Source organism: Stieleria mannarensis, from assembly GCF_014154935.1.
Lineage (GTDB): Bacteria > Planctomycetota > Planctomycetia > Pirellulales > Pirellulaceae > Stieleria > Stieleria mannarensis.
On sequence record NZ_JACEHH010000128.1, the window covers coordinates 1 to 1865 of the forward strand.

The 1865-nt window shown below is 53.6% G+C and carries 2 protein-coding genes; both read left to right on the forward strand.

Annotated elements, in window-relative coordinates:
• A partial coding sequence (locus H1B37_RS32635) for an RHS repeat-associated core domain-containing protein (RefSeq protein WP_182871456.1) occupies window positions 1-795 on the forward strand: 795 nt, incomplete at its 5' end.
• A gap of 10 nt (window positions 796-805) precedes the next feature.
• Window positions 806-1132 carry a hypothetical protein gene (locus H1B37_RS32640; RefSeq protein WP_182871457.1) on the forward strand — a complete coding sequence of 109 codons (327 nt, stop codon included), beginning with the start codon at window positions 806-808 and terminating at the stop codon, window positions 1130-1132.
• Window positions 1133-1865 lie beyond the last annotated feature (733 nt).

Sequence of the window (1865 nt, forward strand, 5' to 3'; positions counted from 1 at the left end):
TACCACTACCGTGCTCGCATGTACGACTCCATTGCCGGCCGGTTCTGCTCCAGAGATCCGATCGGGTATGCAGGCGGAATTGGCCTCTACACGTACGTAAGAAACTCCGCAGTCAGTTTAGTTGATCCGTTCGGGCTTGAATTCACCGCGACGGGCCATCAGGTAAGTTACTCGGAAATGATGGGGATGAACGATGGGAATCGCTACGTTCATGGCTATACCCCGCAACCAGTAGTCAAAGAAACGGGCAACGATGTAATTGACGTATATGCAAAGCCTGGATGCCCAGATTGTTTTTGCGCCCACGTTCTCAAGGCTAAGCAACTTAACGTACATGTGGACTCCTACATCATCAAGAAATCAGAGTCAGTCGGCGTTCTGACGACAGAGCGAGGCTGGGGAGACATAAAGACACATGAGATAAATAGAGTGAAGGCATATCGCATGCTTTACAAGCATTTTATAAAACCAGCAAATAGCGAAGCGGAAGTCTTCAAGTGTGGGACAGTGTGTCGGACAACCAGGAACGCAGCGAAAGAAGCATTAGAGGGCTACCTGAAATCACTGCGTTTTTGGGCGAAGGACGGCTTCAACCACAGCATGGATGATGTGCAAGCAGTGATTTCCAAAGACTGGGAAACGGAGAACAACTTATTATATGCAGATCCTCCGGCAATCTTGGGCCCTAATCATCCAGAACTACTTGCCGGGATTAGGAGATTCCATACTCCTGATCCGAGCATGCTAAAGACCCGTAAGCCTGGTAAGTGTCCTGTATCCACTTGCGGTAATTAATGGGCGAGCCATGAAATTTCTTGAAGTTTTTGTTCTGGTATTAGTTATCTACACGATTGGCTGCCGACCAACTCAGCGGGAAATCCGCCTCATCCCTCCGGTCGCGTCACCAGACCAGGGAAATGAAGGAGGGCCCAACATATCGGAAATCACCTTAACGAAGAGTAAAGCCATTGAGTTGGGGGTAGGCGTTACTATTGAGGCAGAAGTTCTTGGCATTGCAACGAAAACAGACGAGGAAACCGGGCATTTCTATTCGGCGTATCGCGTAGTGTTTCAAGGGAAGAAGATCTACATCCGAGACTCAGATATCGTTGACATTGCACCCAGATACTGAGAAGTTTGTTCAAATCAAAGGGGACGGGGGCTGAATCCCGGCAATTAGCGGCGGACGATTGATGTGATCACAGGACCGAGCCAACTTCCGCCGCAACGCTTGGCCGCGAAGCTATCCCAGTTGACCGGTCGGACACATTTCGAGCGCAAAAGAACGCCGTAGGCACGGCGGGTAGGATGTCCGTCGATTGAAACCCGTCGGGGACAGGATGTCAGTCGGAGAGCGGCGGCATGGATGAAGTGGGAAGGGTGAAGAGTGAAGTGTGAAAGCCGAGACAAGCATGCTCGTTACATCTCGATTGACTTGGCCGCCGATCGCCGACCGGAGCGAACGCAGTGATGCGGAGCCGACGGTTGACGGAGGTGATTGGAAGCGACCGAAGGATGAGGGTAGCGCCGAGCGCGAGCGAGCGGCACCGACGCCGAGGGCGGAGCCCGATAAGAACAGTGCGAGGCAGGAGGCCGAGCTCCTTATCAAGAAGGGCGAAAGTGACCGCGACGAGCGACAGCGACGTAAGCCGGGAACGAGCCGATCGGTAAACCATCAACCGACAGCTTGTCTGTTCGGCCATAGCCCTCAGCGAATCACCGACAGGCTCCCCGGCGGTCACGGGCGCATCAATCGCCTGCGCACGCGACTTCACACATAATGCCGACGCCTCACTCTTCCCTACGTTTTTTGGCTTTCGCCGAGCCGGACTGACGCCGTCACCCGTGACCCTCCGGCGATCAGT